The organism is Methanocella paludicola SANAE (genome assembly GCF_000011005.1).
GTDB lineage: Archaea > Halobacteriota > Methanocellia > Methanocellales > Methanocellaceae > Methanocella > Methanocella paludicola.
Window position 1 is genome coordinate 1,405,190 of the sequence record NC_013665.1, and the last position, 21,582, is coordinate 1,426,771.

General features: G+C 52.1%; 23 protein-coding genes. 15 read left to right on the plus strand and 8 right to left on the minus strand.

From position 1 onward, the window contains the following. Positions 1 to 5: 5 nt before the first annotated feature. The 10 genes from MCP_RS07080 (at position 6) to MCP_RS07125 (ending at position 8,787) form a co-directional block, all read left to right on the plus strand. Positions 6 to 302, plus strand: coding sequence for an MscL family protein (locus MCP_RS07080; RefSeq protein WP_269446013.1), 297 nt, complete (start codon positions 6 to 8; stop codon positions 300 to 302). 55 nt (positions 303 to 357) lie between these two features. After that, positions 358 to 1,305 carry a diphthamide biosynthesis enzyme Dph2 gene (gene dph2 / locus MCP_RS07085; RefSeq protein ID WP_128567269.1) on the plus strand — a complete coding sequence of 316 codons (948 nt, stop codon included), beginning with the start codon at positions 358 to 360 and terminating at the stop codon, positions 1,303 to 1,305. A 103-nt stretch (positions 1,306 to 1,408) separates the two neighbouring features. Continuing rightward, complete coding sequence (locus MCP_RS07090; protein ID WP_012900156.1) at positions 1,409 to 1,678, plus strand: hypothetical protein; 270 nt, start codon at positions 1,409 to 1,411, stop codon at positions 1,676 to 1,678. Positions 1,679 to 1,792: 114 nt separating this feature from the next. Then, entirely contained in the window at positions 1,793 to 2,323 is a 531-nt protein-coding gene (locus MCP_RS07095; RefSeq protein ID WP_128567087.1) for a hypothetical protein, read from the plus strand. Positions 2,324 to 2,452: 129 nt separating this feature from the next. Next, positions 2,453 to 2,725, plus strand: coding sequence for a hypothetical protein (locus MCP_RS07100; RefSeq protein ID WP_012900158.1), 273 nt, complete (start codon positions 2,453 to 2,455; stop codon positions 2,723 to 2,725). A gap of 73 nt (positions 2,726 to 2,798) precedes the next feature. Beyond that, on the plus strand, positions 2,799 to 3,896 hold the full coding sequence (endA, locus tag MCP_RS07105; protein WP_012900159.1) for a tRNA-intron lyase: 1,098 nt from the start codon (positions 2,799 to 2,801) through the stop codon (positions 3,894 to 3,896). Between the two features lie 11 nt (positions 3,897 to 3,907). Continuing rightward, positions 3,908 to 5,161 (plus strand): tryptophan--tRNA ligase, encoded by a 1,254-nt coding sequence (locus MCP_RS07110; protein ID WP_012900160.1) that lies wholly within the window; start codon positions 3,908 to 3,910, stop codon positions 5,159 to 5,161. Position 5,162: 1 nt separating this feature from the next. Next, positions 5,163 to 6,650, plus strand: a complete 1,488-nt coding sequence (locus tag MCP_RS07115; protein WP_012900161.1) for a phenylalanine--tRNA ligase subunit alpha — start codon at positions 5,163 to 5,165, stop codon at positions 6,648 to 6,650. Next, on the plus strand, positions 6,638 to 8,299 hold the full coding sequence (gene pheT / locus MCP_RS07120) for a phenylalanine--tRNA ligase subunit beta (protein WP_012900162.1): 1,662 nt from the start codon (positions 6,638 to 6,640) through the stop codon (positions 8,297 to 8,299). Before MCP_RS07115 ends, pheT begins: the two co-directional genes overlap by 13 nt. Positions 8,300 to 8,340: 41 nt before the next feature. Continuing rightward, a complete protein-coding gene (locus MCP_RS07125; RefSeq protein ID WP_012900163.1) occupies positions 8,341 to 8,787 on the plus strand; it encodes a flavodoxin domain-containing protein in 447 nt (148 codons plus the stop codon). On the opposite strand, the gene MCP_RS07130 is transcribed toward MCP_RS07125, so the two are convergent. Continuing rightward, entirely contained in the window at positions 8,784 to 10,421 is a 1,638-nt protein-coding gene (locus MCP_RS07130) for a PAS domain-containing protein (RefSeq protein ID WP_012900164.1), read from the minus strand. The two genes, MCP_RS07125 and MCP_RS07130, sit on opposite strands and share 4 nt — an antisense overlap. A 187-nt stretch (positions 10,422 to 10,608) precedes the next feature. Between MCP_RS07130 and MCP_RS07135 the strand changes: the two genes are divergently transcribed. From MCP_RS07135 to MCP_RS16160, 3 genes are all read left to right on the plus strand, one after another. Continuing rightward, on the plus strand, positions 10,609 to 11,073 hold the full coding sequence (locus MCP_RS07135) for a flavodoxin domain-containing protein (RefSeq protein ID WP_012900165.1): 465 nt from the start codon (positions 10,609 to 10,611) through the stop codon (positions 11,071 to 11,073). 76 nt (positions 11,074 to 11,149) lie between these two features. Further along, positions 11,150 to 11,374 (plus strand): LSM domain-containing protein, encoded by a 225-nt coding sequence (locus tag MCP_RS07140; RefSeq protein ID WP_012900166.1) that lies wholly within the window; start codon positions 11,150 to 11,152, stop codon positions 11,372 to 11,374. A 7-nt stretch (positions 11,375 to 11,381) separates the two neighbouring features. Next, the gene (locus MCP_RS16160; RefSeq protein ID WP_012900167.1) at positions 11,382 to 12,104 is read left to right on the plus strand and encodes a helix-turn-helix transcriptional regulator; all 723 of its coding nucleotides are present in this window, start codon (positions 11,382 to 11,384) and stop codon (positions 12,102 to 12,104) included. A gap of 5 nt (positions 12,105 to 12,109) precedes the next feature. Here the strand turns inward: MCP_RS16160 and MCP_RS07150 are convergent, their stop codons facing one another. Both MCP_RS07150 and MCP_RS07155 read right to left on the minus strand, forming a co-directional pair. Beyond that, complete coding sequence (locus MCP_RS07150; RefSeq protein ID WP_012900168.1) at positions 12,110 to 13,678, minus strand: ATP-binding protein; 1,569 nt, start codon at positions 13,676 to 13,678, stop codon at positions 12,110 to 12,112. Continuing rightward, the gene (locus MCP_RS07155) at positions 13,675 to 14,211 is read right to left on the minus strand and encodes a hypothetical protein (protein WP_012900169.1); all 537 of its coding nucleotides are present in this window, start codon (positions 14,209 to 14,211) and stop codon (positions 13,675 to 13,677) included. The genes MCP_RS07150 and MCP_RS07155 overlap by 4 nt, the downstream gene beginning before the upstream one ends. Before the next feature lie 157 nt (positions 14,212 to 14,368). On the opposite strand from MCP_RS07155, the gene MCP_RS07160 reads away from it, so the two are divergent. Beyond that, a complete protein-coding gene (locus tag MCP_RS07160) occupies positions 14,369 to 14,728 on the plus strand; it encodes a hypothetical protein (RefSeq protein ID WP_012900170.1) in 360 nt (119 codons plus the stop codon). Then, entirely contained in the window at positions 14,718 to 15,407 is a 690-nt protein-coding gene (locus MCP_RS07165; RefSeq protein WP_012900171.1) for a hypothetical protein, read from the plus strand. Before MCP_RS07160 ends, MCP_RS07165 begins: the two co-directional genes overlap by 11 nt. A 7-nt stretch (positions 15,408 to 15,414) precedes the next feature. On the opposite strand, the gene MCP_RS07170 is transcribed toward MCP_RS07165, so the two are convergent. From MCP_RS07170 to MCP_RS07190, 5 genes are all read right to left on the minus strand, one after another. Then, entirely contained in the window at positions 15,415 to 16,569 is a 1,155-nt protein-coding gene (locus MCP_RS07170; protein ID WP_012900172.1) for a DNA double-strand break repair nuclease NurA, read from the minus strand. Continuing rightward, positions 16,541 to 18,904 (minus strand): AAA family ATPase, encoded by a 2,364-nt coding sequence (locus MCP_RS07175; RefSeq protein ID WP_012900173.1) that lies wholly within the window; start codon positions 18,902 to 18,904, stop codon positions 16,541 to 16,543. The genes MCP_RS07170 and MCP_RS07175 overlap by 29 nt, the downstream gene beginning before the upstream one ends. Next, on the minus strand, positions 18,901 to 20,253 hold the full coding sequence (locus tag MCP_RS07180) for a metallophosphoesterase family protein (protein WP_158301461.1): 1,353 nt from the start codon (positions 20,251 to 20,253) through the stop codon (positions 18,901 to 18,903). Before MCP_RS07180 ends, MCP_RS07175 begins: the two co-directional genes overlap by 4 nt. 82 nt (positions 20,254 to 20,335) lie before the next feature. Beyond that, entirely contained in the window at positions 20,336 to 20,878 is a 543-nt protein-coding gene (locus tag MCP_RS07185; protein ID WP_012900175.1) for a hypothetical protein, read from the minus strand. 9 nt (positions 20,879 to 20,887) lie between these two features. After that, positions 20,888 to 21,454 (minus strand): hypothetical protein, encoded by a 567-nt coding sequence (locus tag MCP_RS07190; protein WP_012900176.1) that lies wholly within the window; start codon positions 21,452 to 21,454, stop codon positions 20,888 to 20,890. Positions 21,455 to 21,582 lie beyond the last annotated feature (128 nt).

Genomic DNA, 21,582 nt, shown 5'->3' on the forward strand with positions numbered 1-21,582 from the left:
GAATAATGCAAGATTTTAAAGAATTTTTAAATGAATATAAGGTAATGGGATTGGCAGTCGCATTCATCATGGGTGTCGCAGCCACGGCGTTGATCCAGGCGCTGGTAAACGATATCATCATGCCCATAATCGGGAGACTGATCCCCGGCGGCGCATGGCAGACAGCGACGCTTGACATCGCCGGCATGTTGTTCAAGTGGGGCGACTTCCTGTCCCAGGTGATCAACTTCGTCATCATAGCGTTCGTCGTTTTCCTCATCGCCAAGTTTATCATGGGCGAGAAGAAGGTCACGAAGAAGTAAGTCTTATTTTTTTATGCAAAAGTATACATGAGTGTTGTTCTATTTTTATTTCAGGATGTTCGACGTTCCGAAGATCACTGGTATTATTAGTGCCCGTAATGCGAAGACCATCGGGTTTCAGTTCCCCGAGGGCCTGAAGCGCCAGGCACCGGCTCTCGCTAAAGAGGTCGAGGCGAAGACGGGCGCCCTGGTCATTATTTCGGGCGACCCGTGCTACGGGGCATGTGATATCGACGACGCCTTGCTGGATATGGTCGATGTGCTCTTTCACTTCGGGCATTCCCGCATTAGCGATGACGACCGTATCGTCTTCATGGAGTATTATCATGATGTCGACGTCGATCGGGCTGTTGCGAGCGCATTGCCGCTGCTGGGCCAAAAAGTGGGCGTTGTCACTACCGTGCAGCACATCCATAAGCTCGACGACATCGCTAAGATCCTGACTGATGCCGGCAGGGAGCCCGTCATTTCTAAGGGCGATTCAAGGATCACTTACCCGGGCCAGGTGCTGGGGTGCAACTTCAGCGCAGTGCCCGCCGGCGTGGACTCTTTTTTGTTCGTCGGCTCGGGCAATTTCCACCCGATGGGCATGAGGCTCGCCCATAAGGTGCCCGTGGTCGCGGCGGACCCCTTCACGGGCGAGGCCCGCCTGGTGGACGTAGAAAAAATAATGAAACAGCGATACGCCGTCATGGCGAAGGCCATGGACGCGAAAAAGTGGGGGATCATCGTGGGCATGAAATCGGGGCAGCAGCGCCTGGCGCTGGCGAAGCGCCTCAAGGATATCGCCGGCGATGCAGTGCTCATCTCCATTAAAGAGATATCTCCCGATCGTCTGCTGAACTTCAAAGTCGACGCGTATGTGTCGACGGCCTGCCCCCGGATCGCCATCGACGATGCCGGGCGATTCCCCGCGCCGGTGCTCACACCGGTCGAATTCGAGATGGTCAAAGGCCTGAGAAGCTGGGAAGACCTGGCATTGGATGAGATAGCAGGCGATTGAACATTTAGCATTTGCTATTAATTGCGCTATAGGCTGCTTTTTTTGCCCTTTCAACGGGTCGTTAATTTATTTATTAATATTTTTATAGCAATGGGGGCAAACAATGGCCTGTAATGCATACGGTAGTGTAATAAAAGGCGAAGTAGCCGGATATAAGCATGGATGGATACCAATGTCGCCTGCCCTTATGGTCGTCAAGGCCGGCGGCGATATGATCAAGATACCCATCGACCAGCGTCAGGTAAAGTTCATCCAGAAAGAGTACCATGTCGGGGACATTGTCGAGCTGGAATATGACGGCTGCTGGCATATTATGAGCCGCCTGGCGCCCGAGGAAAGCAAAATACAAAACTTTCTCCATAATACTTATTAAACTTTTTTTCAATGTGGAAAAAATCTTTAGGCTAATAATGTAGTTTATCTAAATAAACGATAAGGTGCCGTGCGTAAAAACCTTCAGTAAATGACATGCAAGGATTTACCACATATGACCGACAAAAATGCTAAACTGGTCCTTATTGCGATATTGATCGTCGCTATATCGCTGACAACTGCCGGATGCTCCGGCGCTTTTATTAGGGCTCCTACGCCTACGCCTGCCGCTCCGACGCCTACGCCTGTTGTTACGGCCACGCCGCTGCCTACCCCGGTCCCGACAATAACCGGCCCCGTAGACCTTATATTTACAAGGCCGCTTGAATCGGGCGCGAACAATACCTCTGCGATACACGTCCTCACTGGTAATATCACCTACAACGGCGACCCTGCGGCCGGCTATATCGTGCTCGTCGATACCGTTAACGGATGCGAATACGGGAACAGGACGGGCGCCGATGGAAAATTCAAGGTGACCTTCAGGGATGACTGGGGCTCCACATATACCATGAAGATCGTCGACACTTCGGACTGCGTCATATATGCGGACAGGACTCCCCGCCCTGTGAGCGAGACAGGCCCGTTCGCTATCTCGATCGAAGTGCCCTCTAGCAAACAGATCCATGTCAGCATTGCGCCATAACGTCGTAAAATCTGCGGGCAATGCCCGCCTTATGCTGTTTTTTATTCTATGACCGCTTGGTTTTCTTGCCATTACTTTTAGAGCCTTTATTATTTATAAATTATATTATAATTTAAAAGTGATAGTAAAATGGTCTATAAAAGCGCCGATATAATCACTTTTGGCGAGATCGCCAGGTACCCGAAACGCCTGTTGCCGATCTCGAGAAGTACCCACATCGTCGTGAGGGTCGGGCGGGAGATGGTCGACGTGCCGGTCGATAACCGGCAGATCAAGTTCATCGAGAAAGAGCACCCAGTGGGCAGCATCGTCGAGCTGGAATACGACAGCGGCTGGCGTATTCGCAGCCATGTGGCGCCCCTGGAGAATGATATAGCCGTTAAGGCCCAGGATATCTATTAGCAGGGTCATCTTTATAAGGCCGATTCGGCTATAAAATATCTATTGTTCAATGTACTTATAGTGAGTTTATTTTATGAAAGGCGAGCTAAAAGGCGACCGGGTCGTCATGGGCAGTGATGCCGTCGAGGAGTTGTATAATGTTCTATATTATGGCCGCCTTAAGGATGATACGCTCGAGCTTGCTCTGGTCGAGGCCGCCTATCTTCTGGACCGTGAGAAGATCTCTGTCGACTCTAATGGTAGATCGCTGTCCTTCAGGGACCTTTTCATCGAGGCGTCGCATCTGCAGGAATACTTCGAGCTTAAGTATATCGTTTATCGTGATCTTCGCGAGCGCGGCTATTATGTTCAGCCCGGCGTTACGGATTTCCGGGTCTACCCGCGGGGCGGCAAGCCGGGCGTCACAGCCTCTCACTTATTTGTTCACGTAGTAACGGAGCGCAAGCCCCTCCCGCTAACGCAGCTCATATCGAACCTGCAGGCGGCCATCAATGTCCGGCGGGAAATGGCGCTAGCCATCGTGGACGAAGAAAGCGACATAACGTACTACGGCGTCAAGTTCCAGCGTATGCGGGGTGGTATGGGTCCACTGGACGTTGAAATGAAAAAGGGCGTGGCCACGCTCATGGCCGACCGGGTCATCGTCTGGGACCAGGGCATGTCCCTGCAGCTCCACGAAAAAGGCTTCTACGGCAATATGCTGGACGAGAAGCGCCTCCAGCTATCCCTCATCGAATCCGCCTATCTGATGAAAAAATATGGCCTGGCGATCCTAGACACACAGACAAATGAGCCCCTGAAGCTCGAAACCTTTATACAAAAAACGCGCACAATAGACCGTGACTTCGAAGGCAAATTGAAAGTCTACGAGGACTTAAGGGAGAGGGGCCTGGTCGCGAAGACCGGGTTCAAGTTCGGCAGCCATTTCCGCGTATATCTCAAGATCGAGAACATCAAGAAGATCCCGCACTCCCTCTACCTGGTAGACTATATTGAGAACGGGCACGTGTTCGACCTGCCCGACCTGTCGAGGTCGGTAAGGCTGGCGAACAGCGTCCGGAAGGAAATGGTCTTCGCCTTCGAGAAAGATGGCGCAGCCTCCGATAAGGGAGGCATAGCCTCCGATAGCGGGGGCGTACAGTACTTCAGCCTTGGCCGCATTAAGCTATAGGAACGATGAAAATGAACGAGGAATTCAAGGTCACGCCATGGGAAGTCTCCGGCAAGGTGGACTACGCGCGTCTCATAGAAGTGTTCGGCACCGAGCCGATCGACGATAAGCTCCTTGAGCGGTGGAAACGCATTACGGGCAGCGTCCCGATGGCTCTCCAGAGGAAGATATTCTTTTCGCATCGTGACCTGAACTGGATCCTCGACCTGTACGAAAAGGGTGAAAAGTTCGTCCTGTACACCGGGAGGGGCCCCTCGGGCAACACGCACCTGGGCCATCTCATGCCCTGGATGTTCACCAAATACCTGCAGGATACGTTCGACGTTCCCCTGTATTTCCAGATGACGGACGACGAGAAGTACCTGTCCAGGGATGAGCTTTCTATTAAGGATACGCTGGGCTTTTCCTATGAGAATGCGCTGGACGTCGTCGCCCTGGGATTCGACCCGAAGAAGACCTTCATATTCTCCGATCTTGAATATAATAAGACGTTGTATCGCATAGCTATTGAAGTGGCGAAGCGCCTCACGTTCTCCACGGCGAAAGCCGTGTTCGGGTTCGACAACTCGACCAACGTGGGCATGATATTCATTACGTCCATGCAGTCGGCTCCCGCTTTTCTGCCTTCGGTGGAACGGGGAAAGAACGTGCCTGTGCTCATCCCCCACGCTATCGACCAGGACCCGCATTTCCGCGTAACCAGGGATATAGCGCCCAAGCTCGGCTATTATAAGCCTGCCTCGGTCCACTGCACGTTCCTCCCGAGCCTGGCGGGCTCCGATAAGATGTCCGCTTCGAAGCCGGAGACGACCATCTACACGACGGACGACCCGAAGACCGCCCGCAAGAAGGTGCTGAGCGCTTTCACCGGCGGAAGGGTCTCGGTGGAAGAGCAAAGGAAGCTGGGCGGGGTGCCAAGCGTCTGCGCCATATTCCAGTATTACTATTATCTCTTCGAGGAGGACCGGGAGAAGCTCAACGCCCGCGAGCAAAAATGCGTGCGTGGCGAGATCATGTGCGGAGAATGCAAGCAGGAGCTTGCCGGCCGCGTCGTGAGCTTCCTCGAGAGGCACCAGGAGAAGAGGGAGAAGGCGAAAGAGATCATCGACGAGTTCATCGTCAGCGATTACAGCGCCGCCTACGATAAGTTAAAGAGGCCGCAGGATAAAAAAGAGGTCGCTAAACTTAAAAAGTCTATGAAAGAGTACTGCAGCGTCAAGGAAGGCGACCGCATTCAAATTAAAAAGACGAAAGAGCTGGAGTAACATGGATCTGTCCGCAAATGAAAAGATCGTTCTAAAGGCCATCGGCGACATTGAGATGACGGCCCTGGAGGTCTCGAAGGCAACGGGGCTGAAGGCCGAGGCCGTCACGCATGCCGCCTACCTTCTGGAGGAAAAGGGCCTGGCGTCGGTCCGGGACGAGGTCGTCTCGGAATACGTTTTAACGGATGAAGGCCGGAAGTACGCTGAAGAGGGGCTTCCGGAGCGCATTATTTTTAATGCCTTGCCGGACGGCGGGGCATCCTTAAAAGAGCTTAAATCGAAATTTCCGCCCTCGACCGTCAATATCGCCATGGGCTGGCTGAGGCAAAAGGGCTGGGCGAAGTTCGAGAAGAAGGACGGGGATACGGTCCTGGTGCCGCAAAAAGCTGAGAAGTCGCCCGATGAGGTGGCTCTTTCCATTATCGGCGAGGGTAAGCCACAGGAGAGCCTGCCGGAAAAGACCATGAAGGACCTGCTCAAGCGCAGCATCGTGACAATTAAAGAAGAAAAGGAAAAGATCATTCTCATTACTGCCGCCGGTGCGGCGCTTAAGGAAAAGGGCATCACGGTGGAGGAAGAGCTCGGCCAGCTTACGCCCGAGATGATCGCCTCCGGCACCTGGCAGGGCAAATCCTTCCGGAAGTTCGACGTGAGCGCCCCGGTGCTCAACGAGTACGGCGGCCGGAAGCACATCCTCCGCATGGCCATGGACAAGGTGAAGCGCACCCTCATCGAGATGGGCTTCAAGGAGATGGAAGGCCCGATGGTGGACGCAGAGTTTTACGTGAACGACCTTCTGTTCATGCCGCAGGACCACCCGGCCAGGACGCAGTGGGACCAGTTTAACCTGAAGAAGCCGAAGTACATCCGCACATTGCCAAAAGACCTTGTGCATCGAGTCAGGGATATCCACGAGCACGGCGGCGATACTGGCTCCCTGGGCTGGAACTATGCCTGGGACGAGCAAATCGCTAAAAAGCTGGTCCTCCGTGGGCACACGACCTCGGTGACGGCACGTTACCTGGCGAAATATAACAGGCCGCCTCAGAAGTTCTTCTCTGTTGCCCCAGTATTCAGGAACGATACCATCGACATCACGCACCTGCTCGAATTCTACCAGATCGAAGGCTGGATCATGGACGAGAAGCTCAGCATGCGGGACCTCATGGGCACCTTCAAGGAGTTCTACTCCCGATTCGGTATTACGAACCTGCGGTTCAAGCCCACATATAATCCTTACACAGAGCCAAGCCTCGAGATATACGGCAAGCACCCGCGTAGCGGGCGGATGATCGAGGTAGGCAACTCGGGCATGTTCAGGAAGGAAATGCTGGCGCCCTATGGCATCGAATGCGACGTCATCGCCTGGGGACTGGCCCTGGAACGCCTGCTCATGATACTGTATGGATACGAGGACATCCGTGACCTTCACGGTCCTCTGTGCGACATCAACTTCTTAAGGAGCGTGCCCGTCATATGGCAACAGTAACGGTCAACTATCCCGACCTCGTCAGGCTCATCGGCAAGGACATATCTCTGGACAAGCTGCGCGACGACCTGTTCGAGCTCGGCCTCGAAACGGAAGCCATTGAAGGCGATGACGTGACCTTCGAGGTCACGAGCGACCGTGCTGACCTGCTTTGCGAGGAGGGCATCGCCCTCATGCTGCGGGCCTACTACGGCATCAAGACGGGATTAACCATACCGCCTGTCGAGCCTTCGGATTACCGCATCATCGTGGAACGCGAGCTGGAGCATGTCAGGCCTTTCGTCACGGGCGCTATCGTTAAGGACCTCCACTTCACGGACGAATCGATCAAGTCCATCATGCACCTGCAGGAAAAGCTGCATGGTACCTTCGGCCGCCGCAGGAAAAAGGGAGCGATCGGCATCCACGACCTGTCGAAGATCAAGGGCAAGGACATCTATTATAAGGCTGTGGCCCGGGATGCGGTCAAGTTCGTCCCGCTCCAGAGCAATGAGGTCATGACGCCCGGCGAGGTGCTGGAGCGCCACGACAAGGGCAAGGACTACGCCTACGTGCTCGAGGACAAGCCGCTCGTGCCGGTCATCTACGATGCGGAGGGCCTGTTCTCGTTCCCGCCCATCATCAACTCTAAACGGACGGAAGTCACCATCGACACTCATGAGCTGCTCATCGAGCTAACGGGCGAAGACCTCGGCACGATCGATTATATGCTCAATATCGCCCTGTACGCACTCTATTTGCGCGGCGCAAAGATATACGGCCTTAAGGTCGAATACCCCGACCACACGCTCGAAAGGCCCAATCTGGAAGTGCGCACGATGCGCATCGGGCTTTCCGAGATCAACACGGTACTCGGCCTTGACCTGACGGCCATGCAGGCGAAAGACCTGCTGTTACGCATGGGCAACGGCATTGCGGAAACGGGCAGCGACTACCTGGTCGTCGAGATACCGCCATACAGGACGGATATCATTCAGCTAAGGGACATCGTGGACGACGTCGGCCGCGTTTACGGCTTCAACAACATGCCCCCGGTCTATCCCAACACGCCATCGGTCGGCCAGCTTGCGGAAAAGAACAAGCTCAACGATGCCGTAAGGGAGGTCATGATCGGCCTGGGCTGCCAGGACACGCTCAACTTCATCCTTATCGGCAAAGAGGAGACGTACACGAAGATGTGCCAGCCCGAGGACGGCAGAGCTGTCGAGCTTTCCAACCCGTACACCGACCAGTATAATATCATGCGCACATGGATCGCGCCGTCGCTCATGATTGTGCTATCGAACAACCTGCACCGCGAGTACCCGCAGAACATCTTGGAAGTAGGCACCACGGCACACCTGGACAATTTCGAGAGCACGGGCGTTAAGGAAGAAGAGCACGTTGCGTGCGCCTTATGCTATTCGAAGGCCGGCTTCAACGAGATCAAGACAAAGCTGCAGTCGCTCTGCTATAATTTCGGCCTCGCCGATAAGTTGAGGACGGCCGCCGTCGAGCATCCGTCGTTCATAACTGGCAGGTGCGCCGAGATATTCATCGGCGATAAAAAAGCCGGCATCATCGGCGAGATTCACCCTCAGGTCCTGAAGAACTGGGGCATCGAGATGCCGATAGCGCTATTCGAGATGGACGTTTCCTCGTTAAAATAAGAATAAAAAATAATTAAAAACACTTTTTTTATCTTCTTTATATGCTAGACCTATTGCTCGTGTATGTCACGAAATCGGGTAATACGAGGCTCGTAGCGGAAGCGATCGCGGACGGCGCCAGGTCGATGGGCCTAGAGGCAAGAGCCGCCGACCTCCGTGACATCGAGACCGCAGATATTTTGGGCGCGGACGTCGTAGCCATCGGATCCCCGACGTATGAGCAGCGAATGCTCCCGCTTATAGAAAAGCTCATCGACAGCCTTGATAGTAAAAAATGCAGGGGAAAGCCCGGGATAGCTTTCGGCTCATACGGCTGGAGTGGAGAAGCCCCGATCTTCATAGCAAAGCGAATGCGTGAGCTCGGGTTCGACGTGCTGGACCCGGTCATGCGAGTCCAGTATAAGCCGAACGATAAGGATATCGAAGCATGCGAGCGCCTTGGCAAAGACATTGCGCTGAAACTCAAAAGCCTTACGCGAAGGACCTAAGTGATCGCCGGCAGCATTATTACGAACTTACTGCCCTTCCCGTACTCCCCGGGCACGCGGTCCTCGGCCCATACTTTGCCGCCGAAGTCATCGATGAGCGTCTTGACCAGGTAAAGCCCGAGGCCACGGCCCCTGGCTTTCGTATCGCCGCGCTTATACCGCTCAAAAATATCCTTCTTTTTCTCGTCGGGTATGCCCGGGCCGTTGTCTTCGATGAATATCCGGTAATATTTTTTACCGTCCTCTATTACCTCCGCGTCTTCAATATTAATTAGCAAAGGCCCTGTCGAGTGTTTTATTGCATTGTCTATGATGTTTACTATAACATCCTGGAATAATTCACATGCCTTTACCATATATCCAAAAACGGGCGTATAATGGATCTTCACGTCCCGGCCCGGAATATTTTCATAAGCTTTAATGACTTCGGCGATCATGAGTCCGGTGTCTACGACCTCCGGCCTGATCATGCCGGACTTGAGACTTTGTATCTTTCTCACGTTATCGATCAGCCTTGAAATGCTCTGGAGCGTGAGATACGAAGATCGCAGTAGTTTCAAGTCTTCACCCTCGATCTTTTTACCCGTCTGTGATCGATCGAGGAATAATTCAAGGCTGCCCATGGCGATCTGGTTCATGTTGTTGATGTCATGGCTCATGAGGTCGATATATACCTCCGCCTGGGCTCTGGCTTCGGACAGGGTCTCCTCCGCCAGCTTTTGTTCGGTGATGTCGATCATCGTGACGAGCACGGCGGGCTTTCTCTCGAACATGATATTGGCCGCGTTGATATCGATCCATCGCCCATCTCCGCTCTTCGTAATGATCTTTATCTGGTATCGTGCTGGGACCGTCACCCCCTTCTGCCTTTTTATTCCCCTCTCCTTGACGAGCTCCCGGTAGTCCGGATGGGCAATATCCCAGTAGCTCATATTGATGAATTCATCCCGCGTATACCCGGTAAGCGCCTCCGCCGCCGGGTTCACGTAGCAGCAATTTTTTTCCCCGCGATAGATATAAATGGCGAAAGGTGCCCTTTCCAGCAGGTTCTGGAACTTTTTTTCACTCTTGCGAAGCGCTTCCTCCAGGCGCTTCTTCTCGATAATACTTTCCTTACACATATCTCCATAATCTTTCGATATTTCCGCCTGCGCCTTATAACGCGTCTCGAGCTCTTTATATGACGCGAGTAGTTCTGTTTCCGCCATCTTACGCCGCGTGATATCGATATGGGTAACTACAAGGTACTTGCGGCTGTTTTCCATAAAGCGCGTGGCCCGCATTAAAAACCAGCGTTTCTTATCCGGAGAATCACAGGGATATTCCAGCTCAAAATAACTGATATTGCCTTTAAGGACCGACAGTAATCCGTCCAGCGCGACGGGGGCCTCATCCGAATGCTCGCCATGGGCTTTTCGGCAGACCTCAAAATAGCTGACGCCCACGCCGACCTTATCGAGGGACTTTATGCCATTCTGTAATGCAAAACGATCCCATGAATCGTTTATATCGATGATGATGCCCGAATCGTTTAATATTGCGATGTTCGAAGTGAGCGAATCCAGTATCGAATGATAGAAAGTTTCCGGCCTATCACCGATTTTTATGTCAGTATGAATTAGTATTCCCCGCAACTGAAACTAACGAATTATTAATTTGCAAAGTGAAATATATTCGGGCAAAATAATTTTAATAATAGTCATTTATACCTTATATAACGTTTATATTACCCTGGTTCTGGTAGAAGGGCCCTATCCCGGGCATGGCCATAAGATACGCAAAAGTATTATTGCCTAATAAAATAAAATAACATTGATATTTATGGCCAGGCCTAAATTAGTCGTGGTATACCTCAGCACACAGGGTAATACGAAAAAAATGGCGGACGCGATCGCGGAAGGGGCGGAGGACAGGGGCATAGACACCCACTCGGTCAGCTTCTACGAGGCCGACATGAACGAGCTCAAGGACGCTAACGCGATAGCGCTGGGCAGCTCGACCTTCTGGTACAAGATGCACGCGCCCATGGAGCACTTCATCGAGCGCATGGGCAAGGAGCTCGGCGACGGCCTCAAGGGCAAGGTCGGTGCGGCCTTTGGGTCGTACGGATGGAGCGGCGAAGCGCCGGCCGATATAGCGAAGATGCTGCGGGCCCTCGGCATGGAAGTCGTCGACCCAGTACTGCGCGTGCAGTTCACGCCCACGGAAAAGGACATCGAGGAATGCAAGCGCCTGGGCAAGGACATCGCGAACACGGTCAAAAAGACTAAAAGAGCAGTAGGCTGAGCGATAAAAAAATACAAATACCTAATGCGTGGAATATAGACTGTCATCTTTAATTTACTAAAGGAGGATTAATTTTTTGTTCCCTAATAAAAAAGTTCAGGCACTCGTTGGCCAGAAAATTCAGGTAGAAATGAAAGGCGAGAAGAACATTCTGGAAGGTACCCTGGTCAGTGCCGACGATTATCTGAACCTTCACATGGTCGATACGACTGAGATACAGGGCGGCCAGAAGCTGAGGACCCTCGGCTCGGTAGTCCTGAGAGGCAATAACATCATCCTGTTAAACCCATTGAAGGAGTAATCGTATTTTGAGCGAGGATAGCTTAGAGGAGAAAGCGCTGGCTCTTATCAAGTCCCGCCCCAACGGCGTCCTCCAGAGCGACCTTTGGAAAGACCTCGACATCGACAGCCGTAAGTGCTCCCGCATCATCGCGAAGCTGGAGGAGGACGGCAAGATCAAGCGCACCTGGGAGACGGTAAAAGGCACTCGCACCTACCGTATCTCCTATCTGCCCCAGAAGAAGGAGGCCCCCCGGAAAGAGGTCGACTTTAGCCTTATCATCGTCGACGGCGGTATCGCCCCGTGCATCGGCTGTACGTATGAGTGCGAGCCCGATTATTGCCCGGACCTCGGTAACTGGATCGAGCTGCTTACTCGTATGCCTGAGCGGGAGGTGCCGAAGCCTGCGCCGAAACCTAAAGTTGTAGAGGTTGAGGCCCCCGTTAAGGAAGAAGTCGCCCCTGTTAAGGTGAAGAAGGGTAAGGCTGCCGCTAAGGCTCCCGCTGAAGAACCGGAGATGCCTCCCGTGAAGCCACCTGAAAAGGTTCCCGTGAAGGCCGCTAAGCCCACTAAAGCTGCTAAACCCTCTAAGGCGGAGAAGCCCGTCGAAGAGGTAAAGCCGCCGGCAAAAGCTCCTGCCCGTAAGTCTGCCGTAGGCTCGAAGAAGGCTGCTGCTGAAGAGGTAGCTCCTCCTAAGCCAGCCGCTAAAGCTAAGGCGACGACGAAAGCTAAAAGCACAAAGAAAAAATAATTTTTTTAAAATAGCTTATACTGCTGTTTTTGCGCAGGCGCCACTACCTTCGCAGCTACGGCTTTTTTCGAATATGCGACCCACTCTTCGGGCGCATCCCTGCTAATGCCGCCATGTTCCGTGAGCCTCGCACGCACCTTCACGAGCGTAGGCGTATTAATGGCAACGCCAGATATGATGGCCTCGCCCTTAGCGAGCGCAGGCAGCTCGTCCAGGATATCCTTGCTCATGGTCTCGATACTGGCGGCGATCTGGTTCTTATCGACCGGGTTGATGATCCGCATGGTGATCTGGGACATGCACTGGGACAGGCAGTCGCTGTCGAGCTTGGACGGCCTCTGGGAGACCATGCAGACGCCGATGCCGAATTTACGGCCCTCCGAGAGTATGGTCTTCAGTATATTTTTTGACTTGGCTTCGCCGTTCTGTGGGGCGAAACGGTGGGCCTCTTCGAGCACGACGAACGCCGGGTAGGGCAGGTACTTCTCATCCTTCTCGTGGTACTGTTCGTTAATGGTGCCCTGCCGTGCATCGAATAGCCGGCGTAACAATACCGCCGATATAAGCTGTTGTTCCTTCTGGGAGAGGCCGCTCAGGTCAAGGATGGAAAGCTGTCCGACGCTGAACTGGTCCTTGAGCTGCATGTGCTGGAAGTCGTCGAATATCGGGCGGCTCATGATGTTACTTTCGTAGCGCCAGACGATGCCGTCGATGGTGGACTGGTTGCTCTCGTTCCGCAGCGCCTGGATCTCGTTCAGCAGATCGGCCTTGCGGAAGTTCGCCCTGTCGGGTAATGCATAATAGGCCCGGGCGAAGAACGTCTCCATCTTGTCCGTCATTTCCAGAATGCTCATGAAGTCTTCGAGCTTGAGCTCGGTGATCTTTATCTTGATGTTCTCCTTGCGAAGGACTTTGACTGTTGGGCGATAGTCATCCTCCCTGAATTCTTTGATGTTCTGTAGTGCCGTTAGTGTTGGGTATTCTCCGTGGGGGTCAACTACGAGGACGGCTGCACGGTTGTTCGGGCGCATGAGCTCTTCGAGCAGTACGCCAACGGTATAGCTTTTTCCGCTCCCGGTGGCCGCAATGATGCTCAGGTGCTGACTGACCAGGTCCTTCACGCTTAATACGACGGGCACGTCTGTGCCGAGTACAGAGCCTATTGCGGCAGAGCCGCGCTGGCCTACTGCGGCCTTGCTCACGTCTTTCAGTAGTTCCTGCCCTGCCACGTAGACCGATTCACCATTGTCGGGCATCGTCCTGGGGTGCTTGAACTCCCCGATTGCCTCATTGAAATAGCCGACGATAGAAGCCGTTATAAGGTATTTATCATAGTCCTCAGTGTCCATGCCGCTAAACTCAAGGATCGCCTTCGGGTTCAAGTCACTATTAAATAAAAATTCATCAGGGAAGGGCTTGAGCGACTGAGCATATTTAACCCGGCACAGGATGAAGCGGTCAGGAGTTACCCAGCGGTCCTGGTAGGCGACGAAGTCGCCGTTCTTCAGCTTCATGGACGATATGAAGCTGATGTCGTTCTCCTCGACGCTCTGGACGTTGCCTATGGGCTTCATGCTTTATTCTCCGTGTGCTTTTTGAGGGCTGCCAGCATGGGCTTGCATTCGGGCACTGCCGTAGCCACGTGGTCTATGGTGCAGCATAGTGTCTCCGGGTCAACCGCCGACGATAGCTTACGATAATAGGAAAAGCTCGGCTTCCCGCCCGGTGTGTGGAAAGCCCTTATGCCTTCTTTATCCATAAGCTCGACGACGTCGTTTACAACGGGCGCATAGTCGAGGCTCTGCAAGGCTCTCGTGCCCTGCACGTTCCCGATCCCATGGATCGCAAGATAAGAGCTACGGTAGTCGTTAACATAAGGCGCAAAGACCTCCTGCTTTTCCTCAGACAGGAACGGCAGGACGTCCTCCTTTATCTCGTGTTGCACGCTGGTCACGATGCCGATGACTGAGCCCTGCGCCGTCTTTATTGAAACGAACGTGCCTGCGGGCACCTTCGATGCCGCTACATAGCCGACATTCTCATCCAGCGGCACCTTCGCGATATATTCGGAAAAGGACTTTACTTGTACGATCGACCCTACCTTCATGCCTTATACACCTATAGCTTATAGGATGGCGACGTCAAAACGTTTTCGATTATCCATAGTGAAAGAAATAATCGCTTATAATTCAACCTATTATATAACGATATTTTTTTAAACAAATAAACGCTTAAATATTAATTAAAGTCCATGGGTGATCTTCATGAGCGGCCAAATATACGAAGCAGTTCTTGCAACTAATGATCTACAAATTGATTTAACGGTAAAGGGCAATAACGGCGAAAAGGAGTCTCATTACATTTATAAAGTGTCAGGTTTTGAGCAAGCATATCGAGTAGCCAATAGTTTAAATAATCCAAAAGATGAGAACAAAGATATTGATATGCCTGGATTTGTAAAATTCCTGTTAGATGTTATCAATTACATCGATAGGTATCTAGGGTATCGTGATCCTGTGCCAAATAAAATCGGAACTTTTTCGGGATGCATATCGGATAAAAGTGGCGGGACGTTTTACCAGTTTGAATATGCCGTAAAAGAGGTGTTAAACAATGAAGACTAAGATTATTGTCGACCCTTCCGCCATAGAATTAACTAACAATGATATAGTACCTCCTTGGGAGAAGAAGTGGCTGGACTATGGGCAGGACCTGATAAAAAATTCCCCCGAACTCATGGACAGTATGGCAAAATATCTTATATCGATTATTACAACGGTCACGGGGATCTATACGGCCGCTTTAGCTTTTGTGAGCATCGATGAAAAAACGTTTACTTTCCCGGGAAATATCGCATTGTTATTACCCTATATTGTCTTTTTAATAAGCATTTATTTTTGCATAAATGTTTTAAATCCACGGTTGTTAAATTTTAAATCTGATGATATTCCGGGCATAAAAAAATCATACACGTACATTGCCCACTACAAATTTAACATGTTGAAATGTAGCGTATTTATGTTCGTTTTAGCCATATTATCGGTCGCAGTACTGGTGGTTTTTCTTCCCTTTATCGCATCTGCCATTGCCTCCTTCAACGCTCAAACGACGATGGTCCAATTCTCGGTACCTTCGAACAATATGACAGCTTTTAATGATATGGGGTTCGCCTTCGAAGAGAATACTCATATCACAAAGGCCGTAGAGCTAAAGGACGATACAGGAACGTTCTATGAAGTGAAATTAAATGGTAAAAAGGTCATCTTTAATAAAGATGTAGTCACCGCGGCTATCTATACATAAGACCGCCTCATGTGACCTTTTTATTTATTTCTTTAGCGCTCTTGTATATCTTTATCCGATTCGCTGCTGCGAAGTGGTCCAGTATGCGGCTGAACTGCTCAGCCTCATCCTGGCTGATGGCCGTATACTCGTGCGCCCGGTGGATGATATCCGGGTATCCAGGTCTTATAATACATTCCGCTCTCACGACGTCCGCTATACGATCGGCCATTCCAGCCTCATAGGCCCACTCCGGGAACTCCACCTTCGATGGCAACCCGCCTGACGATTGAATATAAAAGAAGGCGACCGAGTCACGATAGGGCCCATACAGGTCCAGGACCGACTTATTCTCCCTGCTCTTATCGTCCCGGTCGGATATGAAGGTCCGTGTACGGTCTGCCCAGTTGAGTTTTCCACGGATAAGGTGGACGTCTGAAAGGTGCGATACCGGGGGCAGGTGGAAGTATTTTTTCATCAAGGTGACTATGTCCTTATTGAGTGGCATGTCCGTATAGGCGGCCACAGGCGTTTTTGTTTCCTCGGACGTTCTCAGCACAGATACGATAGCGTCAACATAATTCATACGTATCTTCTCGTCGGCCAGCTCGTTGATGAACGATAATACCAGGGACCCGTCAAGGAATACTATGTCGCCAGGATTAGAGCGCATGAACTCGCATATTTGCTCACACTCGAGCTGGTGGCGCCGGAGGGATACGGGCGTCTCGGAAAAGGCCGACGTGCCTTTATAGGCTTCAAACTCCGAGGGCGTGATCAGGGACATTTTATAAGATGTTGAAAATCCATCGACTCCGGTATGCTTGTTAATGACGAGCCCGGCCTGGGTGAGCCCGATGGGCACCGAGTATCGCCTCGAGGCAAATACCTGGCTTCCATCCACGGCCGCCACGGTCTTACCTTTCAGCACTTCCAGGGCCCAGTCCGTAGCATCCGCCCGGTTAACGAATCTCTTCTTAAAAGGCCGAACTAAAGGTCCGTCTTCTAAAAATTTACTCCCGGAATATACCGGAAGCCTGGCATTCGCATTCTTATCGAGCGAATCCAGCATCGGGAGCTTCTCACGATACTTCTCCAGCACGTCGGAATCCTTTTGGTCAAAGTCCAGGATCTCGCTCTTCCGGTCCAGAAGCTCACGAGAGAGTAGCCTGAGGTCTAGCATTTCGCCTCCTAACCTTACTTTCGCCATTCAGCTTCTCGATCTCGATGACGTTCTCCAGGCTGGCGTTGAATGTGTCGTCGTGGGATATGATGATCATCTGTTTGAAGTCTTTGATGCGCATGATCTCCTGGGCCAGCCGTTCCCGGCGGCTCTCGTCCAGGTTCTGGGTCGGCTCGTCCAGGAACACTATGTCGCTGCTCGTGAGTATCTTCAGCACGGCAAGCCGGACGGCGAGCGCGGCGCTCATCTGCTCTCCGCCCGAAAGCTGCCTGAACGTGCGCTCCCGGCCATCCTCGATCAATATAATATCATAGTCTGCCGTCCACCTGATCTCGAAGCGATGGTCCCCTGCGATCTCGCAGTACATCCCGGTGGCCTCTCGAGAGATCAGATCGATATAGACCCGTATGACCTCAGGGCCGGCCATTCGAATTACATCACGGGCTCTCTCGATAAAGGCGAGGTAGTCGATCTCGGCTGTACGTTTCTCTTTTAACGAGGCCATCTGCTTCAGGCTTTCTTCAATATCCTCAAGGTTTTTATCGATCGCCTTAATACGGCTCTCCTCAGCATCGATCCTTGCGCCCAGCGAAGCCAGCCCTGTCCGGAGCTTTTCACAGGAAGACTTCACCGCTACATGAGCATCGGCAACGTATACTGCTTTTTTCTCCTCGAGTTCCCTTTCAAGGCCCTTCAGCTCCGCATCCTTCTTTTCAAGCGCGGCAGAAGCAATGTCAAGCTCCTTTTGCCTCTCGGCGACCTGGCCGGCGATGCGGATATTCTGCTGGTATTCATCGTAGGCGGGCTTGAGCCTGGTAAGCTCTTCATTGATCGTCTTGAACTGGTTCTCCAGCGACGAGAACGTGCTTAACTCCGAGACGAGCTTAACCTGCTCGCCCTGCTTTTCAGTCATCAGGGCCTTCAGCCGATCATGGTCGGATGTCACTTGTGCTTTCTTCTTCAGGCTTTCTTTTTTAACGTTCAGCGAAAGCTTCGGGTTCCCGAGCGCCTTTTGCTTATCGGCGATCTCCTTCTTGCCGGCTTCAAGGCCCGACTTTAACGCCATGAGCCGGGAAAGTTCAGCCTCATAATAGCTCTTGAGGTCGGTGACGCTCTTACATTCGACGCCCGACAGGACGGGGCACATATTGCCCTTTACGGTCTTCAGCGGGCTCATACGCTCCTTTAGCTGGCCAAGCTCGTGGGTGCGGGAGCTGATCTCTGACATAAAGCGCTCCATCTCCGTATCGAGCTTTTCCTGCTCCACAACGAGGGGCTCAAGTGTCTTTATCTCCGCCTCGAATTGGTCCATCTCTTTTATGGATCTCTCGCACTCGCCCAGTCTGCCTTTCATCTCGGCGATAGAATTTTTAACAAAATTTATCTTTGTTATAATGGAGTCCCTTTCGAGCCTCTGCTTTTCGAGCGCCTCTTTTTCGGCCATCTTAGAAGAGTAAAGGCGGTAAGCAGCCTCGTTCTGCTTCAGCTTCCCCATGGCCTCTTCTGACTTTTTAAGCTCGGCCTTGATACGCTCGATATATGCCCGCTTGTTCTGGGCATCGGTGAAGGTGACTTTACGCTTGCTCTCCAGGTCCCTTAGCGCGCTCTCGATCGCATCATAGCGTTCTTTTTCCTTCAACGCAAGCTGGATCTGCTCGTTCTTATCGAGCCTTTCCTTTTTTAGTAAGGATACGTGCCCGGTCAACCCCTCTTTTTCCAGTATTAGCGACTCGCGGGGCTCGCACTTGCCTTCTAAATAGCTTATTTTCTTTTCCATCTCGTCGATCGAGCCCTTCACATAGTTCTTGAGCTGGAGTAGATTCTTGTGGGCCGTATTGTATTCATCGATCCGTAAAAGGGGGTCGAATATGCTTTTCCTTTTACTGGCACTCTCGAGGAACTCTGAGACGAATGTGCCCTGCAGCACGCCTACGGCGTTCTCGAACAGGGAACGGAGCTGGCCGATGTCGGGCACGCGATAGCCCAGAATATCGCAGAGCATCGTGCCCACATACTCCTTGCCCTCCATCTGGATGCCGTTCCCGCCCCGGATAGTGTAGGATTGCGAGGAACCGCACTTCCGCGTGATGGTATACTCCAGGTCATCCATCCCGACGATGGTGACGACGATCTCGCCAGATTTTTCGCCCTTACGAACGAATTCAGACTGGTTGTAGGGCAAGGAGTCAAAAAGCGCATAGCCGATGGATTCGAGCACCGTGGACTTGCCCGCTCCGTTCAGCCCGTGGATACTCGTGATGCCCTCCTGGAACTCGATGACATCCTCCCCGTAGCTTTTGATATTTTTGAGAGCGACTTTTTTAATGATCATCATCCCTCACTCCAGTCTAGCGATACTTGCCCTGACTTTTGTGCTTTTTTTCGGGGCTTTTTAACGGGCTTCACAGGCATCTCGGGCTCAAGCTGTTTAGATACTATCTCAACCGGAGCGGGGGCAGCTTCAGGCACTACGGGGGCGTTTTTGACTTCATGATAGATCTTTCTGAACAGGCTATCCAGCGTCTTCTCGTCGGCACCCTTAACTGCCATGTCCTTAACTTCAGAAAGAGAAGCGGCGAAGAAGTCACAATTACCCGCCAGGACGCTGTCGAACCTGGCGAGCTTACGAAATACTTCCCTCTCGATGCTGGCACGGTCCAGCGCATCCGCATCTATGCTGGCGATCCTGAACTCGTCGTTCACAAGGTCGAATCGTACATCAGCATAGAGTGCGCTCGTTATCTCCTTGACCGCCTCTAAAATAGTATCTACGTTGATGTGGGACTTATCGAACCCGAGTGTCCCTTCGATGATCACATGGACGATGGGGCCGTCGTATTTCCCATATTTTATAAGCGACTCCCTGATATCGTTCAGTAATGATTCAAAGCCCTTATGGCCGTCAGCTTTTATGCGTAAGGGGATGAATTTCCTGGTGCTCATGGGGACGAGCTTCGCTCCGACATCGGTAACATGGTATATGCCCTTTTTCTCATAGGCTTCCACGATAGAGCACGTATCCGGCGAGCCCGGATTGTAGGCCCAATCGTCGATCTCGTAATTGCTATGATAGTGCCCGAGGGCAAGGTAATCGACGGCGCCCTTGAGCTGGCAGAGGTCCTCGTATGTCACTTCGCCGACGACCCCGTACTTCATTTTGCCCTGCACGCCGGCGTGCAGCATAAATATCGTTCTTTCAGGCGGAGACTGAGCGTTAATCGCAGCGATCTCCTCTTTTATCCGGGGAATAGCAGCAGACGTCATCGAGCCGGCAAAGCCCAGGCCGAATATCCTCGTCTTACCCGCGTCTACGAAACCGCCCATCAGGTCGCCATCATAATTTTTAATGACCTTGAGCAGCCCTTCCCATTCCAGCGAATCCAGCCACGACATACCGTCTTTTAAAAATCGCCGGTCATGGTTGCCCTCGATGGCGATACAGGGTATGCCCGCATTCTTAAGCAAGGACAGAACATGGACCGCCTGGATATAGGTAGGAGCATTAATGCTCCGCTTATCGAACAGGTCCCCGGAGATAAGGACAAATTCAACTTTTTGTGCGATGGCGTACTCGACGACCTGCTTGAACGTATAACCGAAATCGAGAAACCGCTCTTCAAGGCCATACTGCCTGTAGCCCAGGTGCATGTCCGCCATATGGATGAAATTCATCAGGAATACCAACCGCTTTTATGGCCCGCTCATATAAACTATTAACGAGCTAGCGCCGTGAAACTATTACACGGTTAATATCCTGCCGCGGCCTTCATGTATCTTGCGGTATAGTCTCGTGGGGCCGTATTTTAGTTTCCAGGTAGTCGAGGCGTTCCTTTGTGCGGGACAGGGCGAGCGCAATGCTCGCGCTGTTGTACCTGGCGGCCTCCTCCCCTAAAGCCGTCCAGCGGCCCGATATTTCATAAAAACGTTTAGCACGGGCTCTTTCGGACTTCTCGTCCTTGATCTCAGACTTGATATTTGTTTCCAGGCGATCGATGCTCTTCTCGAGGTTAGAGAGCTTCTTTAAGACAACCTTACCGTCAAGCAGGCCTTCGACCGACTTCAGTGACCGGGCCAATTCCTTACCCGTGCCGGTTAGCTTCACGTATTTCATCCGGCCCTCGCTGGCCATAACGATCAGCCCATAGGACTCCATATCCGACAAAATGTTCGTCGTATGGGCGAAAGTCGTGTCCGCCTCCTTCATTAAGACAGAGATATACGGCTTATCGAGACGGTAGGCGGCCAGCAGGATCTGGCAGGGCTTCTTTTGCAGGAACATCTGCTTTAGGTCTTTCGCGTCTTTCGGCATGGTATCGCCTCAGATGGTCAGGCTTTCGCGCTCTTTAGAGCAGGCCCAGTCGATGAATTTTTTAGACGGGTATTCGTGCAGCGATGCCGCGATGATGTGGCCCTTGCCATACTGTTTATGGACGAGCACGGGCCTGCCATCGTCCAGCGTCATAATAGTCTCGCCGTCGTGCTCGGTGAAATAGCCGTCGCAGTCCTTTTCCCCGGGCTCGAGAAGCAAAGCGGCCGGGCTATCGGGCTTTATCAGCCTGACGTTCCTCGTCTTGAACTGCATGTTATATTTCAGCTTCATCGGGAGCCAGTCGTACTCGTAATCATCGAGCATGGCACCGAAGGCCAGCACTATGCCCCCATTTTTTATAAACTCGGCGATCTTTTCCTTATTTCTCTTGAGGGCCGGCAGGACCTTATAGTATTTTGGGTCGGCGAATCCGGAGGGCACGATGAGAAGCTTCGAGGGCTGGCAGAACGGCGAGCCGAACGCCTGCGGGACTATTTTCTGGCAGGTGTAGCCGAACTCGTTGAAGGCGGCCTCGAAGACGTTGCCCCTGTCCGAAATAAAGGATGCGTCCGTCACGTTATTTCAGTTCTTTGGCAACGTATTTAAGATTTGTTCTCCCGGGCCTGATTGTAGCTAAATCGTCCAACTGTGGCCCGATAGTTGGATGACGCGGCGACAAATCATTTATAAGCCGGGCTTTAATC

Coding starts and splice junctions, on each gene's coding strand:
- pheT (WP_012900162.1), top strand. CDS start 6,638: ATGGCAACAGTAACGGTCAACTATCCCGACCTCGTCAGGCTCATCGGC.
- MCP_RS07160 (WP_012900170.1), top strand. CDS start 14,369: ATGAGCGGCCAAATATACGAAGCAGTTCTTGCAACTAATGATCTACAA.
- MCP_RS07125 (WP_012900163.1), top strand. CDS start 8,341: ATGCTAGACCTATTGCTCGTGTATGTCACGAAATCGGGTAATACGAGG.
- MCP_RS07100 (WP_012900158.1), top strand. CDS start 2,453: ATGGTCTATAAAAGCGCCGATATAATCACTTTTGGCGAGATCGCCAGG.
- MCP_RS07090 (WP_012900156.1), top strand. CDS start 1,409: ATGGCCTGTAATGCATACGGTAGTGTAATAAAAGGCGAAGTAGCCGGA.
- MCP_RS07110 (WP_012900160.1), top strand. CDS start 3,908: ATGAACGAGGAATTCAAGGTCACGCCATGGGAAGTCTCCGGCAAGGTG.
- MCP_RS07095 (WP_128567087.1), top strand. CDS start 1,793: ATGACCGACAAAAATGCTAAACTGGTCCTTATTGCGATATTGATCGTC.
- MCP_RS07170 (WP_012900172.1), bottom strand. CDS start 16,569: ATGCTAGACCTCAGGCTACTCTCTCGTGAGCTTCTGGACCGGAAGAGC.
- dph2 (WP_128567269.1), top strand. CDS start 358: ATGTTCGACGTTCCGAAGATCACTGGTATTATTAGTGCCCGTAATGCG.
- MCP_RS07080 (WP_269446013.1), top strand. CDS start 6: ATGCAAGATTTTAAAGAATTTTTAAATGAATATAAGGTAATGGGATTG.
- MCP_RS07150 (WP_012900168.1), bottom strand. CDS start 13,678: ATGAAGCCCATAGGCAACGTCCAGAGCGTCGAGGAGAACGACATCAGC.
- MCP_RS07135 (WP_012900165.1), top strand. CDS start 10,609: ATGGCCAGGCCTAAATTAGTCGTGGTATACCTCAGCACACAGGGTAAT.
- MCP_RS07185 (WP_012900175.1), bottom strand. CDS start 20,878: ATGCCGAAAGACGCGAAAGACCTAAAGCAGATGTTCCTGCAAAAGAAG.
- MCP_RS07175 (WP_012900173.1), bottom strand. CDS start 18,904: ATGATGATCATTAAAAAAGTCGCTCTCAAAAATATCAAAAGCTACGGG.
- MCP_RS07115 (WP_012900161.1), top strand. CDS start 5,163: ATGGATCTGTCCGCAAATGAAAAGATCGTTCTAAAGGCCATCGGCGAC.
- endA (WP_012900159.1), top strand. CDS start 2,799: ATGAAAGGCGAGCTAAAAGGCGACCGGGTCGTCATGGGCAGTGATGCC.
- MCP_RS07155 (WP_012900169.1), bottom strand. CDS start 14,211: ATGAAGGTAGGGTCGATCGTACAAGTAAAGTCCTTTTCCGAATATATC.
- MCP_RS07165 (WP_012900171.1), top strand. CDS start 14,718: ATGAAGACTAAGATTATTGTCGACCCTTCCGCCATAGAATTAACTAAC.